This is a genomic window from Tumebacillus lacus, assembly GCF_026410385.1.
GTDB lineage: Bacteria > Bacillota > Bacilli > Tumebacillales > Tumebacillaceae > Tumebacillus > Tumebacillus lacus.
Genome location: NZ_JAPMLT010000002.1, coordinates 347,457 through 367,276 on the forward strand (window position 1 = coordinate 347,457; position 19,820 = coordinate 367,276).

Consider the following 19,820-nt stretch of genomic DNA (forward strand, 5'->3'; position numbering starts at 1 on the left):
GTGCTACTACAGCCAACAGAGACATAACTACTTTTTTCACAGATAAAGCCCCCTCGCCCTTAGTCCTTCCTGCATCGTGGAAGTCATTTTTTGCATATATTCACTCGCTTTATCTAATTCATGTCGCGATTGATATATGCTAACAATCTGAGCATAACACTTAGAGGCCTCCGAAAGCAAGCCGAATTTTTCAAAGATGGACACGGAGCTTAATATATATTCCAGAGCTCTGTCAGAGTTTTCAAGTTCTTGATACATCTGGGCCATCGTGCGGTAGACATGCGCCCGTTCGTGGTGTTCGGCCGGCAGCAGTTCCAGTGCGCGGAAGCACCATTTCTCCGCCTCCTGGAAGTTTTTCATCCGCAGGTGGACGACACCCAGTTCACCAAACGCGTTGGCAACAAGTTCCGGTTTGCCGACTTCTTTAAATTCGTCTGCGCATTCTTGCAGTTGCGAGATCGCTTCGTCAAAGTTGCCCATCTCGTATTGGAAAATGCCGTAGTTCATTTTGGCCGTCACTTCGTGGACTTTGTTGTTGACGCTGCGGAACATCGTGATCGCCGTGCGGGTCGTTTCCGCCGCTTCTTTGTAATCGCCGAGGCGATAGTGCGTGTTGGCCAGGCCCATGTATGCTTGGCCGATCAGGAGCAGATTCGGCGTGCCTTGGGAGGCCTTGATCGCCTTTTTGTAGTGCTCCAGCGCTTCCGCCACTTCGCCGAGGTTGGTCAGCGCGACCGCGTAGTACTGGTACAGGACGCCTTGCAGTTCCGGCGAGATCCCGTGCTCGCTCTTGTTGAGCTCCTTCATCGCCTGGGACAGGTAGTGCTTTGCCATCACGTAGTCGTGTTGCTCGATCTTGGCGCGGCCGAGCCAGCGCAGCAGGGTGACCGCCTGCGTGCGGTCGCGGTCGAGCGCGACTTTGTCCAGCATCGATTCGAGCAACTTCGTCGCGCTGTCAAATTCTTTCGCGTGGATGTACGTCTCGGCGAGATCGAGTTGGATCTCTTCGACGTTGCCCGCTTCTTCCGCGACCAGGCCTTCATAGACTTGGATCGCTTTTTTGTATTCTTTTGCGTTCTTGAGCGACTTGGCCAATTTTTGGCGGGTGTCTTGCTCAAGCGTCGCCTGCATATCCATCAAAAATTCGTCAATCGGCACCTCAAGTTTGCGGGAGATGCCTTCCAGCAATTTAAAAGACGGGTTTGCTTTATCCGATTCGATCTGGCTGATCATCGAGGGCGTGACCAAACCTTCGGCAAGCTCGGTTTGGGTGATGCCTTTTTTGATGCGCCACTCGCGGATCTTTTGCCCGAGCGATTTAGTACTCATGAGTCCTGCCTCCCACACTATAGCATTCTTAACGATAATCTTATCCCAAGCTTACGATAATTGAAAGCATATAATACACATTCTCTCCACATTTTCGAAAGGCAAACAAACTTTACGAAGCACCCCGATTTTCTAAAAATGTTGCCCTCTTGGAGAGGAGGTACGAGATGCCATACCCGACAAAAATCGGCAGAACAAGGAAAAATCCGCCGCTCGCCATCTCCATGCCGTCTTTGCCGAACAACAGCGGCAGGCTCATCTGAATCACGTCGAAGATCACGTGCGCAAACACCACCGTCACAAATCCGAACCGCAGATAGCAAAACCCGATGATCACACCAAAGATCGTCAACTCGATAAAACGCGTGTAGATCGGATAGATGGGATACAGGCTGTGCCCGAGTGCCCAGACCATCGCCGGCAGCAGCACCGCGACGAACGAGCTTTTCACATACCGTTTGAGGAACGTCACACCGAACAGGCGGTAAAACGCCTCTTCCTGAATGCCCGCCAACCAGCCGAGCAGCGGGAACAACAGCGGAAACAGCATGTTGACCGGCGACATCGTGAAGTCGTTTTCATACCAGACGCCAAAGTACGTCTGTGCAAGCCAGTAAAACACCGACTGAAACCCGAGCCACGCCAAAGCCAGCCCGTAGCCGTACCACACCGCCTGCCTGACGGACGCCGACCATTCCGGGTCCCGACGGGGAATCCACAGCCGCGGATCGACCTCGCGCACCAGCATCCCGCCCGAGAGGATCGTCGGATAGGTCGCCGCCGCCACGATCACGGAGAGGACCGCCACGCCGACAATCGCAAACGCGCCGACGAGCAACAGCTCCAGTCCGCCGCCGCCCCCTTCAAGGACCGACTGCTCAAAGACCGGCAGTTGATTGAGATTGGCGAAGAAAAACAGGATGAGCACCGTCAAGGTCAGCCAAAATGTCGACCACCACGGCCGCTCCCCTTTTAGAAGAAACGCATAGACAAAGGCACACGCAAAGATCACAAACGAAAGCCCCAGCGAGATCATCGTCAGGATCGTGCCGATCTTTTGCTGCTCGGCATGCCAGGTGAAAAAGTCGCTCGGCACCGAGTAGCTGTACCGCAGGGCGGTCACGCGGTCGTTGGCCACGTCGATCACGTAGCGCAGTTTCAACTCGCCGACGTGCCAGGCTTTTTGTTCGTAGACAAAGCGCCGGGTATGTTCATCCAGAACGGATCTCTGATCGCGAAACAGTTCGGCAGACGCGCCCGGCACTTCGAGTTCCATACGCCGCTCCAGCGCGGACGGGTCGATCCCCATTTGCATCAAGCCGCGCGTTGCGATCTCCTGTGCAGACGCTTCTTCCGTCTGCACCGTCCGCACCATGCCGTGCGAAGCAAAAGCGACCACATCCCCCGTCTGTGCATCCAGCCGAACCGACACGCTGGCATAGCTGATGTCCCGGCTGGAAAAGGTCACCGACCAATAGACCAGCGGTGCAGTCCTTGGCATCACTTGATAAAAAGCGTCTCGCAGATCATGGCGGCCGAGATAGCCGTCCGTGTCCGCATCGCCGTCCAGCGTCGCCGTCACTTTCATCCCGTCGCGCGTGAACCCTTGCGCGGCATACAGGGCCTCCGCCTTGGCGACCGCTTCTTCGCGGGAGATCCTGTCGTTCCCGCCCGTCAGTTCGTCACCCATGGAAAAGAAGATAAAGAGGATCAAACCGAGCAAGCCGAGCACCGCGATCCAACGGTCCGTTCGCCGTTTACCCATGTGCAAGCACCTCCTGAAATGCGGAGCGGCTCAGCCTCATTTCCATTTTACACCAAGGGACTTGACCCCATTCACACATTCCATGCATCGAACGTCACCGCTCAGTTCGACTCCACGCTCACATGCTTGTCTGTCACGAGCACCGGCAGTCCGGTGATCGCCTGCACCGCGTCGGCCGACAGATAGGTCGAACCGTCGACCGAGAGGACCGGCTGCTCGGCCGTGACCGGACGGCCGTCAACGCTGAGGCTGCCCGAACCGGCGTGCAGGCGCACAGAACGGCCGTCGAGCTCAAAGGCGACCTCGCCCGTCCCCGACAGCCAGTTCACTTGCGCACCCAGCGACTCCATCGTGTAGCGCAGCGGCAGATACAAGCGACCGTTCTCTCTCACCAGCGCCGGAGCGTCCGTCAACTCGTACCCGTTGACCATCGCCGCTCCCGTTTGACGGTCGAAGAGCAGCAGTTGGCGACGATCCGGGAGCAGGAGTTGCTCCGCCGCGTTGAGGACCGCTTCCGGCCGCGAGAGGCGCACGTCCGGGGTCAGGCCGACCTGGTCGTTGTTGGTGCCGTCCCGGAACTCCCAGCGGTCGACCGAGACTTTCAGATAGCCGCCGTTTGGCAGCTCGGACGGCGACTGCATCGTGCCTTTGCCGTACGTCTGCTCGCCGACCAGTTTCGCCCGCCCGGCCTTTTGAAACGCCCCGGCGAGGATCTCCGACGCGCTGGCACTGCTGCCGTCGACGAGCACCGTCAGCGGCAGGTTGCTGGCATCCGCGTCCGCTTCGAGCGCCATCTTCTCACCGTTCTCATCATGCGCGTAGAGGAGGATGCCTTCGCTGAGAAACAGATCGGCGATCGCCAGCGCCGAGACCACATAGCCGCCGCCGTTGCCGCGCACGTCGACGATCAAGCCCTTCACGCCCGCTTGCTCCAGTTTGGTCAGCTCTTTTTTCACTTCGTACGACGTGCCCTCGCCAAACGAGTAGATGCCGATATAGCCGATGCCGTTCTCCATTCTGTGCGAGACGACGGTCGGGAGGTGGATCTCCTTGCGAGTCAGCGTGCGGGTCAACCGCTCGCCGCCGCGCACAACCTGCACGGTGACCTGCGAGTCGGCCGGACCGCGCATCCGGGTCACCGCCGTGTCGCGGTTGTCCCCCGTCACGATCAGGTCGTCGACCTGTACGATGCGGTCGCCCTTCTGCAGGCCTGCCTCCGCCGCCGGAGAGCCCGCATGAGCGTTGCTCACCAGCAGCGAGCCGTCTTCTGCGTGCTGCAACGACACGCCGATGCCCGCGTAGGACTGGTTGATCCCGCCGACAAAGTCTGTATACTCCTTGGGCGTCATATAATTCGTATGCGGGTCGCCCAGCGTCTCCAGCATGCCGCGGATCGCGCCCGCCAAGATTTTATCTTCATCCGGTTGGGAATAGTGACTGTCCACAATCTGCGTAAAGACCTCGACCAGCGTCTTGACATTTTGTTCTTCGGCCGCCATCGCGCTCGTGACCGGGGCGGTCGCGAGCATCGCCAGCAAGGCGACTCTGGTACCCCAGTTTTTCCATGACATAAAGAAAAACCCCCTTTTCACTTCATTTCGGAGTGTAAAGGGGGTTTTCCTGCCATTGGCAATTTAGTTTACAAAGAGATTCAACTACAGCTTCTTGATTTTACGCAGGATGCGTTCGCTCATTACAGCCGCTTCCGCACGGGTGAGGAAAGCGTGCGGGTCGAAGCGCAAGGTGACATTCTTTTGTCCCGGCAGCAGTTCGTTGGTGCGGCCGAGGATGATGCCCGCCTTGGTGACGGCGACGACAGAAGCGCGTGCGTAGTAGTCGACCGTGCCGGCGTCGGTAAACGACTTTTGCAGAGCGGCCAGGTCTTTCTTCTCATCTTCCGTCTTGACGAGGTTCATCGCGCGGGCGATCATGACCGCGCCCTGCTCACGGGAGAGCGGAGCGGCAGGGCCAAAGATGCGCGGCCCAAGGCCTCGGATGATCCCGCGTTTGACGGCCGTCTCGATGTAGCGGTAGTCACCGTTCAAGCTCGGGTGGACGATGACCGGCGGCACGTCGTTAAAGGTGAGGTTTTTCGGATCGTAGGAGAGCGGGATGTCGAGCATCTTGACCAGCATCGTCGCGAACTCACCGCGGGTGATGTTGTCATAGACGCCAAACTCATTGTTGTTCTTCTCTTCCATGATCCCTTTCGAGAACATCAGCTCCAGCTGGTTGCGTGCCCACGGGTGGCCGATGATGTCTGCGAAGGAGTACGCGTCTTCAAAGACGGCATAGTAGCCAAATCCGTCGAACGGAGCGGTGACTTCTTTGCGGCCGGTGTCGACGACGCCGCCGAGGTTGACCCAGGTGTTGTCGACAAAGCGCCAAATCGACAGCTTTTTCGCGATGACGTCGCGGATGTACGGATCGTACTTCAGCGTGATCTGACCGCGCTGGGACGGCTCCATCCATTTGTCTTTGGAAGAGCGCAGGTAGAACTGGAAGCCCGGCTGGTACGGATGTTGGCCGTCGACCGTCTTCCACTGCGTGAGGGAGGAGGAGTCGAAGTAGCCTGCATCGATCCAAAACAGGTTGGATGCAAACGCAAAGTGCGCGCGCGGTTGGAGCAGGTTGGTGGCGATGTCTTCAGACAGAACGTCTTTGATCTCGCCGTCTTTCGGCAGGCCGCCTTCGATCTCGCCGACGCGGTTGTATTTCTTGAGCGTGCGGCCGTCGGTGCGGTCTGCGATGCCAAACAGGATATTTTGGCGGTCAAACAGATCGACCGTCGTCTGATCTTGACCCGGACGGGTGTTGGCCTTGCGCAGCAAGGTGCCTTTCGGGAAGGTCAGCGCGAGTTGGGAATCAAACACTTTCAGCGTGCCGCTCTTCGGCATCGTCGTCTTGTACTGCGCCCCGATGGTCGAGGACGCCGCGTAGTTGACTTCGATCTCGCCGTTCAGCTTTTGCGTGCCGCGCACGACAGTAAACTTGATCTTGTTCAGGCCCGCCTTGAGGTTTTTCAACTGGAGGCGGAAGATGTCGTGCTCATCCTTGACGGCCGATTCCTTGCCGACCAGCACTTGGTCAGCGCCTTCTGCGAGGATCGAGACATCGAGGAAGTTTTGGTTGATCACCCGCTCGTTCGGCAGTTTCGGCGAGAGGATGATGTACGGCGACAGTTCACGAGTGATCTGCAGCGTCTGGGAAGCGGTCGCGCTCTCCAGCGTCGCTTGGATCACGATGTTGCGCAGCCCCGTGTTCGGGAGCTGGTGGTTCGGGATGCGGAAGTGGTACGTGCGGGAAGCCGCATCGTAGGAGTCCACACGCAGCGTCGCGTTGTTCGGGATCAGGTTGCCCGAGCCGTCGTCTTCAGCCAGCGCGACTTGGTTGCCGTCGACGTTGACGATGACCTTTTTCGCGTTTTGGACGGTGAAGATGACGTCGGCCACCTTTTCATTGGTGACATAGTCCAGCGTGCCTACGTTTTTAAACTTGATGTTCGGATCGTCCATCTGCGGGACGAGCGGATCGTACGGCACCGGCTTGATCGAGGTGATCAGCGGCACTTGGTCGGAGAACTTGTACACCGTCAGCGAGGTGGCGATCGGAATGCCGTTGGCGACCCCTTCGAAGGAGATCGCGTTCGGGCCGTCGACCAGTTCCATCTCAGCCGGCGGGTCGAAGATAAAGTTGCCGTTGGCATCGATTGCGCCGTAGAGGTGATCGATCAGTCGCACGGTGTAGCCGTTGATTTTCACGTTGATCGAGTTCAGATCGGCGCTGCCCGGCGCGAGGTTAAAGTTGACGAGGCGGCCCGCGATGTGCGAGAACATCTTCGGGTTTTGCGTCGCCGGGTTGACGAGCGGCTCGTTGTCGATGAAGACCTTGCCGTCGTGGAGGTTGTTCATTTGGATGAACGGAGCCGGGATGTAGTTGATCTTCACCGACTTGCGTTCCGTGTTGCCGCCGGAGACCACCTCGACCGTCAGGGTCTGTTCACCCGCCGTCATGTTGGTGATCTTGTACGCGACGTTTTTGTCGGACGTCAGGTACTCCGTGGCTTGGAAATTCGGGTCTTCCACGCCGTTGATCGTCGAGAACAGACGCACGGTGGAGAGGTCGGCGGTGGCCGCGAAGTTGTTCAATTTCGCTTCCAGCCAGACCGGCGTCTCGAACAGCATCGAGTTGCCGGCGAAGACCGTGCTCGACCCGTAGGTGACGACGTTGGTCGCGGAGACGTTTACGTTGTAGAGCTGGTTGAGCTCGGTGAAGTAGGCGGTGTTGCTGTTGCGGTACGAGAAGTAGATCGGGAATTGCGCCGTCTGCGTCCCGTAGCTGCCGATGACCTCGATGCGGTATTTCCCGTTGGTCGGCAGGTTGAGCGTTTCGTTCGAGACAAAGTCGAACGTCATGTGCGTCCCGTCGTTCACGCCCGGTTGGACGGTCGCGGTGAACGGCGTTTGCGCGTTGGCCTCGTCGATCAGGCGCAGCGAGATCGTCGGGGTGTAGCCGCTCGGGAGCGAGTTGTCATAGAAATAGACCAGTTTCCCTTGGATCTGACCGGTCAACGCCGTGCCGCCGTTGTTCGGACCGACAGTCGGGTTGCCTTCCAGCGGGGTGTTCTGCGGGTTGCCCGCGCCGTTGTAGACTTTGACGTCATACGCGGTCGGGTAGCCGTTGTAGTAGACGAGCGAGCGGTTGAGCGAGTACTTCATCGTGCGGTTCGACGCCACGATCGCCAGCGCGTTGAGGCCCGGCTGCAGCGGCAGGTCGGAGATGATGAAGTTGTCAGCGCCCGCGGAGTACGCGTTGATGCCGTTGACGGAGACGTTCTCCGCGTTCGGAGCTTTCAGCATCAGCACCGCGTTGGGCGAATCGACGACCAGCGGCACCCCTGCTTCCAGCGCGCGGCCGTCGACGAGCTTGACGTCGTAGATGACCGGAACGTTGGAGAAATTGACATAGGCCACGCCCGGAACGGTGTTGCCGCTCGAGTTGGTGCCTGTGACGGTGATGCGGTTGAGACCTTGGAACAGCGGTACGTTGAAGAACTTGAACGTCGAGCCGTTTTCAATGGTCGGACGAACACCGGTGCCCTCGTTCGAATTGACGACGGCGCCGTTCACCAACTGCTCGACTCGATAGCCGATGGAGTTGGAGGAGACCCCGTTAAACGTCCCCACCAGGTCGACCAGGTTGCGGTTGACCTGCGTCGGGTACGCAGGGTCGATGGAAAAGTTCGTGAAACGGAAATATTCGTTTGCAGCCTGCGTCACGCCGATGGGCAACAAGGTGATGACCATGGCGAGAATGACGATGAGATGGAGCAACTTATGTCGCAAGAACGCCACCCTTTGGTTCTCCCCTTTCAGGATATTTCAAGTTGGTACAAGATTCGACAGGTTCGAGGAGGAGTCCTGCCTTTTTGGGGGTGACTTTGTTGGTATTTTCTTGGTTTTAAAGGAATTGGGAGAAAAGACCTACGGGACATACCCTGTAAGCAGGGCATGTCCCGTAGCATCGTAAAAGCGCTAGATAAGAACAAAGATTTCCTTGACTTCAGACTCAAGCATTTCGAACCAATCCGACTTATTCTCCAAGGAAATATTAAAACTAGTTTCCAAGTCCCATACCTTCTGACGAATGTCTTTTATTTTAAGGATGTCGACGATCTGTTGACTCTCAAGATCCGCATCAAAAACTCGAATCATCCCTTCTACATCTCCAAGAAGATATGGAACCTCGCACACGTCAAGATAATCTCCTGACCTATGCGTGGTCATCTTCAACCCGTTTCTGTAAATGGTCATCTCGAAGATTTGATCATAATGATACGCGATCGATATCACTTCTGAACGCAGGTGTTTTGACAACCGTTCAGCCACTTCATGAACCGTTAGCCATTCAAACGTACTGTGCATGACCGTTGTCCACCCTGGCGTCACATGCCTACATAGATCGGGTCATGATTGAAGAAAATCCCTTCCCTGCCTCGACCTGTTGCTCTCAAAAGTTCTGATAACGCATCGCACACTTCTGTGGATTGATTGCCTTTTACGATTACATTTGCATATCTCGTGCTCATAAATACACCTCCCCCTGCTCAACTAAGACTCGATTGCCGTCCAAAACACAATCATGATACCTGCCCAGATCGGCAGAGCAATGTAAGGGCGCAACAAATAGCAAATCGATACACCTGCCTGCACTGCCAGTAAGATAACAAGCGCGATACCGGCTTCCATCATTGGCGTCAGCGCATACTCAGCCACTTTCAGTGACAGGATGGTAAAGCCCAGCACGCATGCCGCGAGTTAAAACTTGCGACTCAGCGTGATTTCCTTGTTCCTCGCCCATACCACCACAGACCATGCATAAAACCCCGATCCAAACCACAGAAAGTTGGGGAAGTAGAGGCAGATCAATGTGAGGATCGGGAGTATGATGAATCCCCAACGACGCATCATCAGGCTTCCCCCTCCATCTCCAAGAGTCGCCTGTGCACGACTTTCCCGATCACCCAATACTCCTGCGTCGTGAAAGGAGCTGTCATTCTCGGTTCAAAATCAAGGGGATTGCCTTCCACATCCACCAAATCACCTGTGCGGTGGACTCGAAATCCTGTATCTTTCGAGAACTCCTGCTCCTGCACCGGATAGTTCCCAATCGTCTTGAAATATCCGTTCAACCAAGGACTGGCCGTCACAACATGAGGCGCGATCAGGAGATTGTCAGGCGACAGAGCTTGACGGTCCGGCATCTCCTGTGTGTGAGAATGCAGATTGTAGAGATAGACCAAATTCTTTCCTTTGATGGTCGAACTCTTGCTTTCAAGCTTTGTACGCATCACTCGTCCGTAATAGTAGACCCCTTCATGCGGCTGAAAGACAAACACATCCCCTTCCCGCGGTCGCTTTGAACTGAGTTCAATTCGAACGAGTTCTGTCGGAATTCTGAATCCACCGAGTCCGGCCTCTTGCATATACTTCTCGATTCCCGTTTCAACGTGATACAACGTGTAGATGCCATAGGGAACGCGGATCTTCGGAACATGACTCAGGGGATTTCCCTTCGCATCTTTGTATCGTTTTTCCACCTTTAATGCGTTAAAAAAACCATAGTCCAGCGAGTCATCCTTCTGGGTCACACCCAGGTTTCCGACCGTATAAAAATAGCCGCTGCTCCAAGGATACCCGGTCACAATAAACGGGGGAATCAAGAGGTTGTCCGGATCTAATTCATCTGGTAGTTCCATCTGTTCAGAACATGTCCGATAGAGAAACACCAGCATGCACCTGCTACCGATGTCTATCTCCAGTGCTACCTCCTGAATCACTTTGCCGTAAAAATACAAACCTTCTCTCGGCTGCACGACAAAGACATCTCCAGGCTCCGGCTTCTTTCTCGACATCTTGATTTTGAGGATTTGAGTCATTGTGCGTCACCATGTACAAAGTCCGAGATCTTCGCATCTTCTGGGTTCATCCCATACCTGACATCCGTTCCGATCAGCCATTGGGAATAATCTGTAACCAGCACATCCCAGATCCGATCATGAGGCAGATCCCCCCAGTGATCTTGTACATACTGGACTACAAACTGCTTTTTGCCCGACATGGACAGCTTCATAAACTCGTCGCGAAGCTCATCGCTCAGAAACGTCAGTTGCAGCATCGCACCGATATCAGGATCTGTTCCGTCGCTGAGGATGGTCGGCATCACATAGTAGTGCAGGATCTCGATGATTTCCTCTTCGGTCTGCGCATCTGCCACAGACGGCGTCCTGGTCTCCGTATCGCCCCGTTGTTTAAGAGCGGTCACGATGGAACCATGATCATGCGCGGCCGCGAGCCAGAGAGCCGTCCTGCCGTTGTTGTCTTTGACATGGATGTCAGCCTCGGCATCCAGCAAGATGTCGACAGCCTCTTCGTTGCCCGATACGATTGCAGTCATGAGAGGAGTCACCCCACCTCTTGTTTGCAGATCAGGATCGACACCCTTTTTAAGCAAGGTACGCATCATCTCGTTCACGACTGGTTTTTCGGCCCCGTACTCGACGGCAAAGTGAAGGAGGTTGAAGCCGGTTTCGTTTTTCCAGCCCAGTTCGACGGAGCCTTGATGCAGCAAAGACTCAAACGTCTCCAAATCCCCGACTCTCATGCTGGATAACAAGCGTTGTTCTGCGCTGACGATCCACACCACGCGCGTCTCGCCGTCCCATTCCACCTCTGCCCCGAGGGCTTCACTGACAAACCGGAGCGGCACGAGAGTGCGGCCATTTACAAGTTGCGGTTTTTCAGCCAGAGTCAGAGAGATGCCGTTCACAATCGCAGTCTGCACTCCGATCTGTAATTCCACAGTCGTGTTGCGCTTCGTGGCAATGACCTTTTGATTGATCCCATCCCACTTTACTTCAGCCCCGAGGCTTTCAAAGATCCCGCGCATCGGGACCAGAGTGGTGCCTTCGACGAGGAGCGGCGGTTGGTCATAGGTTTGGACTTCGTAATCCAACAGAACCCCAATTGGAACTTGTGCAGAGACAGGCACAGGACTGGTAATCGTCAGCAACGTGACGAACAAAAGCGAGAAAGCGCGTTTCAACATGACTCCCCCCAGCAATTAATAACCACATATTACCACGTTGTAGATTCTAAAAACACAAAAAAGTCTTCCGAGCATGAAACGGAAGACTTCAAAGAGGTTCTCACAAATTGATCCCTAATCATTACTAAAAATCAAACCCACCATCCTTCGGATACACGATCTTCGCATCCTCGATCTTAGTCTCACCGGTAACATCAATCCCGATCAGCGGCTGGCCCAGATAAGACAGGATCGTATAGCAGTGGTCCATCCCGAGCACAAAGCCCCAGTGGTCTTGCGCATACTCGACGAGCAGTTTCTTTTTCCCTGTCTCGGACAGTTGTTGGTAAGCGTCGTAGTACTCCTTCGTCCCCAGATTCAGGAACATGAGTGCTTCCATACGCGACAAACCGTAGTCGTTTTCATACTGGCCGTCGATGACTGTGCGGCTCAGATGGAAGTGCAGGACATCGATCACCTCGTCCTCCGTCTGTGCGTCTGCCAACTGCGGGGGTTGCGTCTCGGTGTCGCCCGCTTCTCGGAGCAGGTCGACGATGCCCAGTTCCTCTTCGGCAGCCGCTTGCCAGAGAGCCGTCGCTCCCTTTTTGTTTTTCAGGTGGACGTCCGCCTTTGCTTCCAGCAGGATTTCCACTCCGTTTTGATTGCCCATATAGGCGGCCGTCATCAGCACGGTGTTCCCGATCTCATTTTGATAATCCGGATCAGCCCCCGCATGCAACAGCTTGGTCATCATCTCGTTGGCAAGCGAATCACGCGAGCCGACGATCGCCGCCATGCTGAGAGGGTTATCCCGGCCGTTTCCATCCGGGTCTACATGGCCGAGGTTCAGCAAATACACGAACGTGTCCCAATCCCCTGCCCGCACACTGTTGTACAACCGCTCCTCCGCGCTGAAGATCTCCACCGTGCGCGACTCGCCATGCCACTTGACCTCCGCCCCCAGCGACTCGCTGACAAATCGCAGCGGCACGAGGGTACGGCCGTTTACGATCTGCGGCTTTTGCGTCAGGGTCAGAGTCGTGCCGTTCACTTTCGCCGTCTGCACGCCGACCTGCAATTCAACAGTCGCGCTGCTCTTTGTGGCGATAATCTTTTGATTCGCATCGTCCCATGTCACGTCTGCACCGAGGTTTTCAAAGAGGCCGCGCATCGGGACGAGCGTGGTACCTTCGACCAGCAGCGGCGGTTGGTCGTAGGCTTGCGTTTTATAATCAAAGAAGACACGAATCGGTTCATCAGCAGACACTTCTACAGGATGAGTCCCGACAAACATAGCAGCGACGAAAAGAGGGGCTACGACCTTCAAACGTTTCAACTCATAAAACCTCCTAACAGGCTGAATCATCTACTACTACCAAGTTCTACATCACAACACGATCCCCCTCCTCAAAAGTTCCTCATGCGTCTGGTTGCGCACCTCATCCATGATCTTGTAAGCCTGACCGTACTCTTTCACCTCCACGTACACACAGGACAGTTCGAACATCGTGTCTCCATACTCCCGCAGTTCCTTTTGCTGCAAATACACTTCGGCCGCTGTTTGGTAGCGGTGGATCGCGGTCTGTCGCTGCTGTCTCAGGTGGAGGTCCACCTTCGCCCGCAGGCGATGCACCCACGCCTGACAGATGTGATGGTCCGGCAACACGTTCTGCGTCTGCAAGCACGCAGCCTCGCACTCCTCCCAACGCCCGAGGTGACTCATCAGTTTCGCGATCTCAACCAGCGTCGTGCCGGCCTCCTCGATCTGCCCCATCCAGACGAACTGCTTGTAGGCGTCTTGCAACATCGGCTCGGCTTCCTCTGCTTGACCGGATGCGATGTGAGAGATGGCGGATGTCACCTGATTGCGCAGGACGAACAGGCGATCCTCCAGCCCCTTGAAGATCCCGGCCGCACGCTCCGAGTAGTCGACCGACATTTGCAGGTCGTTCTGCTGTTGGTAGCTCGTGCTCAGCCCGAGGTAGACGTGCCCGATGGCTCGCAGGTTGTCAGTTCCAGCATAGAGCGCGGCCGCTTCGTCCAAGTACCGCTGTGCGTCGTGTGGCCGCTCCATTTTGAGTTGCACGGTGCCGAGCACATGCAGGATCTCCGCTCGCAGGAACAGGTCTGGGTGGTCCATCCTCTCCAGACTGGCGAGACCCTTCTCCCACAGAAACGCGGCCAACGGGTACCGTCTGCGCCGCTCCTCGATCTCCCCGAGCAGTTTCAGGGTGCGGGCGACCTTGTGATGATCTTGGCGCAGCACGCCCCATTCCTGCACCTCGTGCAGTTGCTTCTCCGCTCGGTCCAGATCGCCGGTGTGGAGCAGGCATTCACCGAGTTCCAGTTGGATGTCGATGGTGGAGACCTGGGAGCGTTGCTCCTTCAACAGTTCCTCCAGATAGGGGATCGCGGATGGATATTCCTTGGCCCCGACCAGTGCCCGCGCCATTTTAAAGGCGCTGACGTGTTCGAGGTTCATGTCGGTGTCGATCAGCAATGTCTCAAGCTGTGTGTCCAGCCGTTCCGCGATGGCGATCAGCATCTTGTACGACGGACGGGCACGATCCGATTCGATCTGCGAGATCATGGAAGCCGTGCAGATCCCTTTTGCGAGATCGATCTGGGTCATTTTCTTTTTCAAGCGTATTTCGCGTAGACGTTGACCAAGTGAGAACATAAATTAACCACCTCTGATCGTTACTTTGTAGTGCAATTCTATCAGGTATTGTTTATAAATGGTTCAATTCCCAGCCCATTGATTGCTACTATTCTCGATGCCAATAGTAGTCAGATAATTTATTGGCAAATAAAAAACACCCCTATCAAATAGGGATGTTTTAAACCCGAATCGAGAAACCGCCAATTGGAATCGTCTCCGCTACCTGCTTCGCCAGTGACCCACCAATCGGAATCGTCTCCACTACTTGTGTTACCTCTGAGAAAAGCAAGCCGGCACAAACAATCACAGCAACAAACAGTAACCCTTTCTTCATCTCACAACGCTCCTTCATCGAGGATGTCCATACTGGATGAGGATAGTTCCTCTCCCCGCTCATAATAATAGATGAATTTTGTTGAGTCGCCTTTGCCACGGAAATGGTGCATTAAATATCTGCAAGCTACATATCGAACATTCCTGCTATACTCCTCCTCCTGAAACACAAGTTCTGCATGAGTCGGCTCATCGAGCGCCCGCGAAAGCAAGACCAGCAACTTCCCTCTCAGTGGGGAGACCCGTTGATCTGTCAAGGAAGATAACGTTGACTGTATCCAAACTGCGGCAGCTTGATTCCTATTGAGTTTGATCAGAGTCTTAACCAATTCCTTTCTTGCAATCTGCTGCGAAAACACGTCTTCTTCGAGGTCGTCAATCGCTTGTTCCAAAAGTTCCTGTGCCTGTTCATAGTTTTGTGTGAGGTACTCATAGTGTGCAGCATTCACTTTTGTCTTACCGATCAGCGTCCTCTTGTTCGCTTGCATCGCATGGTGTACCGATTGGTAAGCAAATTTCTTTGCACCCTGAATATCTTTCGCGCTCTCTCTAATTTTTGCATGTTGATAGCAAATCGCTGACCGACGTGTTGGGTCCTCCTGAAATACCGATTCTACCTCACGAAGTATTTTGGAGGCATTTAAATAGTTGCCAAGTGCCGTGTATACGTCCATTAAGGCATTTAGAACAAGCGAGTATAAATCTGTGTCTCCGTATTCTTTTTCAATATACACAGCTTGCTGATAGGCTTCGATCAATGAATCATGTGCGTGTTCGTAGCTCTTATTTAAAAATTGCGCGAAACCTACTCGGAGTCGAGCATAGCAACGCTCTGTTACTCCCTTGCTTGTCGCAAGCAATTGCAAGGAGAGAACAAGAGCTTCCTCCGGGTACGATTGTTTGTTCAATAGTTCCTTCAATCTATTTCCGATCTCAGTGCAATCAGTTTGCCTGATTCTTGCCACCGTTATTTTTAGATCGGTGGCAATTTTCTCAAGTTCAAAATTGTAGATCTCCCGTTGCCCGTTCAACATCGATCTGAACGTCTCACGATTGGTTCCCAAACGTTTGGACATCGCTGCGAGAGAATAATATTTGCCCTTCTCCGCCATGATCTCGCGTATGCGTCTGCCGATGGGGATCTGATCGAGGGCCGTGTATGGAGATGCACCCAACTGCGTCACGTTTGAAACCTCCGATCCTGTTCTTCTCCAAATTATACAACTGAATAATCCATGCGTACAGACTATTTAGAAATGAAAAAAGCTACCGATATCCATATCGGTAGCTTTTTTCGCCTTACGCTTTGGTCTTCGAACGATACGTCTCCAACTTGGTCTCGAACTGCGCCAGGTTCTGCTCATACGACGCGAGGATCTCGTCCTTGGTCGGTTCGCCGTTGGTGGCGTTGATCAGGAAGGTATACGCGTCGAGGCGCATGCTGGAGGCGATTTGGACGCCTTCTTTGAAGGCGGGGGAGTTGCGCTCTTCGTCGGAGAGGGCGTTGTTTTCGGTGAACTTCTTGTATTCATCCCAGTTGGCTTTCATCTGGTCGTTGAGCGGGGTCATTGCGGTTTTGAAGGCTTCCGGGGTGATGGTTCCAGCTTTCAGCTCTTCGGTCTTCGCCTTGATCTGCTCGTAGATCTTCACTGCTTCGTCGGTGAGTTCTTTTTCTTTGGAGTTGAAGGTGTTCAGGTCGACCGGCTTGGCGTTTGCAAGCGGGTTCGGGACCTCGTTCTCTTGTTTCGGGGTATTAACCCCTACTTCGGTGGTCAAAGTCTCTTTCTTATCGTCCATCGCATAGTAGCCGATGCCGCCAATCGCCAGCACGGCGACGAGAGCAGCGACCCAGAGGCCGCGTTTGCCGTTGTTCATGTTTCATGTCCTCCTCTAATACGACTCGTAGCAAGGATAACATAATACAAGACGTGGTTCAATTTGAGGTTACTGGGGGGATATGAAAATCCTGTAACAAATAAAAAAGAGTCGGGACAAAAGTCCCGACTCTTTTTTATTTGAGCTCCCGTAGGAACTACGGTTGAACCACTGCGGACAGGGTGTAGGTACCAGCAGTTGCGTTTACGTAGTAAACGGTCTTGGAGGTAGCGCCGTCCTTGAAGGAAACAACGTTGCCTGCAGCCGGTGCGCCGCCAGAAGTGGTGCGGAAGGAACCGGTGTCAGCGTCGCCGAGCAGGATGTTGAGGTTGCCTTCAGCTACAACCGGGTTGCCTTGTGCGTCAACCGGCTTCAGCGTCAGTGCAACTTCCTTGTTCGCTTCAACAGTCAGATCGGTAACTTCTTTGCCATCAGCGCCGAACAGCAGGAAGCCGTCCAGTGCGCCAGCTACAACGCGGATGGAAGCGGTAGCGGACTTCGCGTTCGGGATCGAGAGATCCGTTACGGTGAAGGAAACAGTACCAGCTTTGTCAGCCACGAGAGTAGCCAGGTAGGTGTTCACGTCGGTTACGCGGCCGGTGATGGTACCAGCTTCTTCGTCGACGGAAACGCCCGGGGTTGCAGCAGCCCACTCAACAGCGTTGACGTTGGAAACGGTCACTTTTACGCGATCGTTTTCGCCGGTCGCCGGATCGATTTCCGCGCCGTAAGCGTCATGCTGGGAGATTTGGATGGTGGAGAAGGTGGAACCAGCGGTGATCTTGGTCGAGGAACCAACGGAGGTTACCGGATCAACATCGCCTTTCAGAGCCAGTTTCACTTGTGCTACCGGCATGGTGACAACCGTTACGTTTTCAACGTCGGAGTTGTCGAAGTCAGTTGCGGTAGCTTCTACGTTCCAGGACTCCATGTTGTAGCCTTGGGAAGTGAAGTTGACGGTTGCTTTACCTTCAGCGTCGGTGACTGCGGTCACGAGTACGCCTTCAGTAGAGGTCTTAGCGGTCTTGCCGTTGAAGGAAGCCTTCGCAGCGGAACCGGAGTTAACGTTGGTTGCGGTGAAGGTAACTTCGACGCCTTCCTTCTTAACCGCGTTACCGAACTGGTCGGTGGTTTGAACGGTGAAGGTAGTGGTCGGGTTGGAAGCCGGAACGTAGTCGGTGCCTTCGGACAGAGACAGGTCGGTTGCTACGTCAGCGGTCAGAGCGAAGGTGAGTTCGTCTGCAGCTTTCAGAGCGCCGGTTGCTGCGTTATCCTTCACGACCAGCTTGTAGGTGCCAGCAGCTGCACCGGTAGCGGTGATCGCGATGTTGTTGTCGGTCAGAACTACGCCGTCTTTGGTAACCGCGGTGCCGTTAACTTCGATGTTGGTAGCGGTTTTGCCGTCTTTGGTTACATAGACGGTTACTGCGCCGCCAGCAGCGTCGTATTGACGGATCGGGGTGCCGTTTTCGTCAACTGCGCCAACTACGAAGTCAAGAGCCTCGCCTTGAACTACGGTGTTGTTCGTGTTGGTGGAAACAGCGTTCTTAACGGTCAGTTTGTTCAGGTCTTGAGCCACAGCGGACTTGATGGTCGCGGTGCCGGTGGTCAGGCCTTCAGAGGTAACGGTAACAACGATGTTGCCGGTTTTACCTTTCAGAGCGCGAACGGTAACGGACGGATCAGCAACAGCGCCGCCTACGAAGGAAAGGGACTTTTCAACGGTGTCTGCGGTGTCGTTGAAGACAGCCGGACCGGAGATGTTCACTTTCAGACCGTGGGTGCCAGCAACCATTTCTTTGCCGTCTTGGTCAACAACAGTGATGGTGACAACGGAGGTGTCGAGGCCTTCGTTAGCAGCCAGTACGTCGTGTTCCGAGGTCAGCTTGACAGCGGTTGCGATTTGGTCAACGGTGGAAACTTCGACCGATACGTTTTCGTAACCTTTAACCGCGATGCTGTTCGCGTTTACGAGGTTCGAAGCAACGATGGTGTCGGAGAGACCAGCGATGTCAGTGTTGGAAGCGATGGTGAACTTCACAACGCCGTTGGTGATCTTCTTAGCAGCAGCGGTTACGCCAGCTTTCGCGTTGTTCGCGAAGAAGTTGATGTGGCCTTCTTCAATCGCGAGGTCAACGAAACCGTTGAAGTTCTCAACGAGGTTGCCGTTAGCGTCAACGACTTCGAGAGCAACTTCTTGAGTGGATTCGCTGTTAGCAACCAGCTCTTTTACTGCGCCGAACTTAACGGAAGCAGCTGCGCCGTAAACTTGAACTTCTTTGGTTACGGACTTGCCGTTAGCGGTAGCGGTTACGGTTACTTTGCCAGCAGCGTTGCCGACGAAGGTACCGGTTTGGTCGATGACGCCGTTGCCGGAGACAGACCAGGTTACCGGGCCGGTGTAGTCTTTCACTTTGAAGGTAACTTTTTCGCCGATGCCGACGTTGGTGTCGCCTTCGATGACGCCCAGTTCACCCTTCTTCACGATGTCGAGGAACAGGTTTGCAACCTTAGCAACAGCTTCGCGGGTAGCGGTGCCTTGCGGGTTGAACGCGTTGCCGCCAACGCCGTTGATCAGGCCTTTTTCTACTGCGTATGCAACGGAGTCAGCTGCATAGGAGGAGATGGAAGCCTTGTCGGTGAAGGTCAGGCCAGCTGCTTTGCCAGCAACGTTGGTGCCCAGTGCGCGGACGAACAGGGTAGCCATTTGCTCGCGGGTCAGTTGCTCGGACGGGCCGAACTTGCCGTCGCCGAGGCCGTTGATCAGCTTCGCTGCAGCAGCTGCTTCGACGTACTTGTAGGACCAGTGGTCGGTGCCAACGTCGGAGAAGGTGCCGGTCGCCGGAGCTGCGTCGGTTTTGAGGCCGAGGGACAGAACCAGGATCTTAGCGAACTCTGCGCGGGTAACGTTGCCGGTCGGGTCGAAGGTGCCTTCGCCTTTACCGTTGAGGATACCCATTTCTGCCAGCTTCAGGATCGCGTCCTTTGCAAAGCTGTTGTTGATGTCGTTGAAGTTTACCGCTGCGGAAGCAGGTGCTGCCATTGCAGCTACAACTGCGGATGCAGTCACAGCAGCGGTCAGTTTGTTGCCTTTTTTCACTTAGGTCTTCCTCCTTCGGTTCTTCGAGATCTGGTAGCAATCAGGCTGCGAGTCTTGCAACAGTGAAAGGCTCGCATGACTCCTCCAAACCTCTTGTGCAAATTGTATAGACCCTTGAGGGATATATGCTCCTGTCGAATCGGCTCGAAGCGACAGGCTGGCTAGCAGTT

13 protein-coding genes are annotated in these 19,820 nt (G+C 54.8%); all 13 read right to left on the reverse strand.

Annotated elements, in window-relative coordinates; translation table 11 throughout:
• Positions 1-36: 36 nt before the first annotated feature.
• Entirely contained in the window at positions 37-1,329 is a 1,293-nt protein-coding gene (locus OS242_RS05980) for a tetratricopeptide repeat protein (RefSeq protein ID WP_267150744.1), read from the reverse strand.
• Between the two features lie 112 nt (positions 1,330-1,441).
• On the reverse strand, positions 1,442-3,094 hold the full coding sequence (locus OS242_RS05985; protein WP_267150745.1) for a CPBP family intramembrane glutamic endopeptidase: 1,653 nt from the start codon (positions 3,092-3,094) through the stop codon (positions 1,442-1,444).
• Positions 3,095-3,195: 101 nt separating this feature from the next.
• Positions 3,196-4,665: a S41 family peptidase gene (locus OS242_RS05990; RefSeq protein ID WP_267150746.1), complete on the reverse strand. Its 1,470-nt coding sequence runs from the start codon at positions 4,663-4,665 to the stop codon at positions 3,196-3,198.
• Between the two features lie 84 nt (positions 4,666-4,749).
• Complete coding sequence (locus OS242_RS05995; protein WP_267150747.1) at positions 4,750-8,448, reverse strand: S-layer homology domain-containing protein; 3,699 nt, start codon at positions 8,446-8,448, stop codon at positions 4,750-4,752.
• A 180-nt stretch (positions 8,449-8,628) separates the two neighbouring features.
• Positions 8,629-9,018: a hypothetical protein gene (locus OS242_RS06000; RefSeq protein ID WP_267150748.1), complete on the reverse strand. Its 390-nt coding sequence runs from the start codon at positions 9,016-9,018 to the stop codon at positions 8,629-8,631.
• Between the two features lie 545 nt (positions 9,019-9,563).
• On the reverse strand, positions 9,564-10,532 hold the full coding sequence (locus OS242_RS06005) for an immunity 26/phosphotriesterase HocA family protein (protein WP_267150749.1): 969 nt from the start codon (positions 10,530-10,532) through the stop codon (positions 9,564-9,566).
• On the reverse strand, positions 10,529-11,701 hold the full coding sequence (locus OS242_RS06010) for a stalk domain-containing protein (protein ID WP_267150750.1): 1,173 nt from the start codon (positions 11,699-11,701) through the stop codon (positions 10,529-10,531). Before OS242_RS06010 ends, OS242_RS06005 begins: the two co-directional genes overlap by 4 nt.
• A gap of 124 nt (positions 11,702-11,825) precedes the next feature.
• Positions 11,826-13,016 (reverse strand): stalk domain-containing protein, encoded by a 1,191-nt coding sequence (locus OS242_RS06015; RefSeq protein WP_267150751.1) that lies wholly within the window; start codon positions 13,014-13,016, stop codon positions 11,826-11,828.
• 51 nt (positions 13,017-13,067) lie between these two features.
• Positions 13,068-14,360, reverse strand: a complete 1,293-nt coding sequence (locus OS242_RS06020) for a helix-turn-helix domain-containing protein (protein WP_267150752.1) — start codon at positions 14,358-14,360, stop codon at positions 13,068-13,070.
• A gap of 160 nt (positions 14,361-14,520) precedes the next feature.
• Positions 14,521-14,676 (reverse strand): hypothetical protein, encoded by a 156-nt coding sequence (locus OS242_RS06025; protein WP_267150753.1) that lies wholly within the window; start codon positions 14,674-14,676, stop codon positions 14,521-14,523.
• Position 14,677: 1 nt separating this feature from the next.
• Positions 14,678-15,859 (reverse strand): helix-turn-helix domain-containing protein, encoded by a 1,182-nt coding sequence (locus tag OS242_RS06030; RefSeq protein WP_267150754.1) that lies wholly within the window; start codon positions 15,857-15,859, stop codon positions 14,678-14,680.
• Between the two features lie 115 nt (positions 15,860-15,974).
• Positions 15,975-16,550, reverse strand: coding sequence for a hypothetical protein (locus OS242_RS06035; RefSeq protein WP_267150755.1), 576 nt, complete (start codon positions 16,548-16,550; stop codon positions 15,975-15,977).
• A 157-nt stretch (positions 16,551-16,707) separates the two neighbouring features.
• Positions 16,708-19,650 (reverse strand): S-layer homology domain-containing protein, encoded by a 2,943-nt coding sequence (locus OS242_RS06040; protein WP_267150756.1) that lies wholly within the window; start codon positions 19,648-19,650, stop codon positions 16,708-16,710.
• Positions 19,651-19,820 lie beyond the last annotated feature (170 nt).